This is a genomic window from Bradyrhizobium sp. P5_C11_2, from assembly GCF_054049755.1.
The window spans coordinates 1-4,525 of record NZ_JBFULT010000591.1 but is presented as its reverse complement, the minus strand read 5'-3'; the positions used below and the strand labels follow the sequence as shown (position 1 = coordinate 4,525).

The window sequence follows — 4,525 nt, the reverse complement described above, 5'->3', positions numbered from 1 at the left end:
TCCGACGTGCACTCCTTCCGCGACGAGAAGAACTATGTCGTCGACGTCGCCTTCCAGCCCGACAAGGGCAAGACGGCCGCGACGGCCGAGGCGGCGATCGCGCAGGTCAAGCCGGCCGGCCACGGGCCGGCAGCGGAGAAGCCGGCCGCCGAGAAGAAGGACGCTCAGCGCGAGGTCGCGCCGCCGACGTCGGAGACGATCGCGCGCGAGGCCAAAATCGATGTGAAGCCCGAGGTCAAGCCGGAGGCTCCTGCCGCGATGCCGCCGGCCGAGGCGCCGAAACCGGCGCCGGCGCCCGCGGTGGCCGTGCCCGAAGCTCCGCCCGCCGCGGATGGGCCGAAGCCCGCAGCCGAAGCCGCTGCACCGCTCGCTCCGGTCAAGCCGGCGGCAGCTATGATGGCCGAAGTCCCCAAGGAGGCCGTCAAGGAAGCTGCGAAGGAGCCGGTCAAGGACGCGCTGAAGGAACCAGCCGCGGCGGAGGCCAAGGCTGCGCCTGAGGCCAAGGCTGCGCCTGCCGCGGCCAGCGTCGATGCCCGCCGCGACAGCGACGGTCTGCGCGTGACGTTCCCGCTCCAGGTCGCAACGCCGGCGGCGGCGTTCCGCCGCGGCGACACGATCTGGCTGGTGTTCGATACGCCGAAGCCGATCGACGTCGAGGCCATCCGCACCAGGGGCGGCGCGATGATCGGCGAGGTCGGCCGCATGCCGCTCGACAAGGGGCAGGCGGTTCGCATCCGCCTGACCCGGCCGCTGGTCTACTCGCTGACGAGCGAGGAGGTCGGCAAGGAGACGAACTGGCTCCTGACGCTTGCCGACAAGATCCAGGCGACACCGCTGCCGCTGATGATGTCGCGCAACATCACCGATCCCGCGCTCGCCAACATCGCCATTCCCTTTGCCAATCCGGGCCTCCTGCACAAGCTCACCGATCCCGACGCCGGCGACACGCTCTACGTCGTCACCGCACCGCGGCCGGTCCGCGGCTTCATCAAGCGGCAGGACCTCGTCGATCTCTCGCTGCTGGAATCCGCGCACGGCATCGCCATCCGGCCGAATTCCGACGAGGTCGGCGTCGAGGTCGGGTCCGACAAGGTCATCCTCGGCAAGAAGGGCGGCCTGACGCTGTCGCCGGTCGACATCTCGGCCGAGCGGGCGCCGACGGCGGTGCGGCCGATCTTCAGTCCCGAAAACTGGCGCAAGGGCCAGTCGGAAAACTTCATCACACGCCAGGGCGAGCTGATCACGGCGATCTCGGCGGTCGAACCGGGACTGCGCTCGCTGCCGCGGCTCGATCTCGCGCAGTTCTACATGTCGCGCGGCATGTATCACGAGGCCAAGGCCGTCACCGACGTGATGCTGACCGATCCCTTCAACAAGGAGGAGAGCGGCGCGCTGATCATGCACGCGATCGCGAGCATCCTGATCGGCCGGCCGGCGCAGGGCCTGAAGGACCTCGCCAATCCCGTGATCGGCAACAGCCACGACTCCCAGCTCTGGAAGGCGCTCGCCTATGCGCGCCAGGGCAAATGGGCCGATGCGCGCGAGAAATTCAAGAACGTCGAATTCGCCATCGCCTCGCTGCCGCTGGACGTCCAGCGCATCGTGACGATGGACGCGATGCGCGCCTCGCTCGAGGTCAAGGACTATGCTKGCGCCTCCAAGCGCCGCGGCGAGGTCGAGGTGATCGGCGTGCCGCCAGAGGCGGCGCCCGGCTTTGCCGTGCTGCGCGGCCGGCTCGCCGAGGCGCTCGGCCACGACAGGGATGCGCTCGACGACTACAAGATGGCGGTCGCCTCGAACGACCGTCAGGCCGCGGCGGAGGCCAAGCAGCTCGAAGTCGCGCTGCGGCAGAAGCGCGACGAGATCAGTAAGGAAGACGCGCTGCGCGAGCTCGAGACGCTGTCAATGACCTGGCGCGGCGACGCGATCGAGGTCAAGACGCTCCAGATGCTGTCGCAGATCTATTCCGAGAACGGGCGCTACCGGGACGCGCTCACCGCGGCGCGCACTGCGACGAAACTCCAGCCGAACGCGGAGGCCTCGCGCCAGGCGCAGGACCTCGCCTCCGATCTGTTCACGCAAATTTTCCTGGGACCGAAGGGCGACGAGCTGCCGCCGGTCGAGGCGCTCGGGATGTTCTACGAGTTCCGTGAATTGACGCCGATCGGGCGGCGTGGCGACGAGCTGATCCGCCGCCTGGCCGATCGTCTGGCCTCGATCGATCTGCTCGACCAGGCCGCGGAGCTGCTGCAATACCAGGTCGACCATCGCCTCGAAGGTGCCGCGCGCGCGCAGGTCGCAGCGCGCCTGTCCATGATCTATCTCGCCAACCGCAAGCCCGACATGGCGATTTCGGCGCTGCGCGCGAGCCGCATCAGCGATCTCTCCGGCGAGCTGCGGCAGCAGCGCCTGCTGCTGGAGGCGCGTGCGCAGAGCGACGTCGGCCGTCACGATCTCGCGCTCGACATCGTCTCCAACGTTTCCGGACGCGAGGTGCTGCGCCTGCGTTCCGACATCTTCTGGGCGGCGCGGCGCTGGCGTGAATCCGCCGAGCAGATCGAGCTCTATTACGGCGACCGCTTCCGCGACTTCAAGCCGCTCAATGCGGTGGAGAAGAGCGACATCATCCGCGCCGCCGTCGGCTACGCGCTCGCCGACGACTCGATCGGCCTGTCGCGCTTCCGCGAGAAATACGCACCGCTGATGAGCGAGAGCGCCGACCGGCTCGCCTTCGACATCGCGAGCAAGCCGGCCGGGGCCTCCAGCGCCGAATTCGCCGAGATCGCCAAGCTCGCCGCCAGCGTCGACACCCTCGACGGCTTCCTGCGCGAGATGAAGCAGCGCTTCCCGGACGCCACCGCCCGCGCACCGACCGCCCCGCAAGCCAAGGACGAGGCCGAGCACACCGGCTCGCTGCCGAAGATCCCGGCCGTGCGCCAGATCAAGATGACGCGGTAGGACCCCTGCTACCTCTGGACCTCTCGACAGCTGCCGCGCGAGGCGGCAACCTGTGCATCTTCATGCCGGGAGAGGGAAATGAGCAAGCCTGCCAAGACCGAAGCCGAACTCATCGCCATGGCGCGGGCCGAATTGAAGGTCCATGCCGATAGCCCCGACGGCATGATGATCTCGATCGTCCGCGACGGCGACAGCTGGGAATTCCGCGCCGACGCCGACCAGGCCACGCGCAACAGGCCCGGCTTTCCCGAAAGCGTCGCCATGCTGGTGCAGATCGGGGATCACCTCAGCAAGCAGTATGATGTGGAGGGGTAGGGGTGGGCCCGCGCGAAGCGCGGCCCGACCGGCCGCCACATTCTCGTCATTGCGAGCGCAGCGAAGCAATCCAGAATCTTTCCGCGGAGGCAGTCTGGATTGCTTCGTCGCAAGGGCTCCTCGCAATGACGGGGAGGGGCCACATGCTATCGCTGGGGGTGGAGAGGATGCGTCGCTGATCGCTCCCGCAAAGCCGGGCTACCCCCCGTAACTCTGCACCAGGCTCCCCGCCACCAGCGACCAGCCGTCGACCAGCACGAAGAAGATCAGCTTGAACGGCAGCGAGATCGTCGCGGGCGGCAGCATCATCATGCCCATCGACATCAGCACGGAGGCGACGACGAGGTCGATGATCAGGAACGGCAGGAACAGGAGGAAGCCGATCTCGAAGGCGCGCTTCAGCTCGGAGATCATGAAGGCGGGAACGAGGATGCGAAGCGCGAGATCGTCGGGTGTGGCGGGGGGCGGCTCGCCGGAGAGGTCCAGGAACAGCTTCAAATCCTTCTCGCGCACGTTCTTCTGCATGAAGCCGCGCAAGGGAACGGAGGCGCGCTGGAGCGCGTCCTCGACGCCGAGCTGGTTGGCGACGAGCGGGCGGATGCCGTCGTCATAGGACTTTTGCAGCACCGGCCCCATCACGAAGRAGGTGAGGAACATCGCAAGCGCGATGATCACCGAGTTCGGCGGCGCGGTCGCCGTGCCCATCGCGGTGCGCAACAGCGACAGCACGACCACGATGCGCGTGAACGACGTCATCATGATCAGGATCGACGGCGCGATCGACAGCACCGTGAGCAGCGCGATGAGCTGGATCGCGCRCTCGGTGACGCCGCCGCCGCCCTGGCCGCCGAGATTGATGCTGATGTCCTGCGCATGCGCAAGGCTTGCGAGCGAAGCCGCGCCGATCAGGACAGAAAGAAAAAGAACTCTACGCGGGAGGGCCGGCAGCCTCACGAAGACGGCTTCGGACGGCCGAGCAGCGAGGCCATCTCGTCTTCGAGGTTTTCAAAGCTGGTCTTTTCCGGGGCCGGTCTTGCAGGCGGCGCCGGTGGGGCCGGCGGATCGATGCGTGCCGCGCGCGGCGGAGGCGCCGGCGGCTCGGGCGCAACCGGCGGCGCGACCGTCTCGCCGGCGGGACGACGCAGCGCGGCTTCGAGCCGCTGCGCCATCTCGGCGAGATTCTGTTCGGCACTCGATGGCGCCGGGGCGGGGGCCGGCGGCGGAACGGGCGGCGCCACCGGCACAGGCGGAG

The 4,525-nt window shown here is 68.2% G+C and carries 3 protein-coding genes and 1 pseudogene; 2 read left to right on the top strand and 2 right to left on the bottom strand.

The genetic code is table 11. The features are described 5' to 3' along the window. A partial coding sequence (locus ACXJL8_RS34755) for a tetratricopeptide repeat protein (protein ID WP_456686423.1) occupies positions 1 to 2,958 on the top strand: 2,958 nt, incomplete at its 5' end. Positions 2,959 to 3,036: 78 nt separating this feature from the next. Continuing rightward, complete coding sequence (locus ACXJL8_RS34750; protein WP_456623944.1) at positions 3,037 to 3,273, top strand: hypothetical protein; 237 nt, start codon at positions 3,037 to 3,039, stop codon at positions 3,271 to 3,273. Between the two features lie 198 nt (positions 3,274 to 3,471). Here the strand turns inward: ACXJL8_RS34750 and fliP are convergent, their stop codons facing one another. Then, on the bottom strand, positions 3,472 to 4,227 hold the full coding sequence (gene fliP, locus ACXJL8_RS34745) for a flagellar type III secretion system pore protein FliP (protein WP_456686422.1): 756 nt from the start codon (positions 4,225 to 4,227) through the stop codon (positions 3,472 to 3,474). After that, positions 4,224 to 4,525 (bottom strand): annotated as a pseudogene (locus ACXJL8_RS34740) (flagellar biosynthetic protein FliO); the annotation flags it as partial. The pseudogene ACXJL8_RS34740 and the gene fliP, both read right to left, overlap by 4 nt.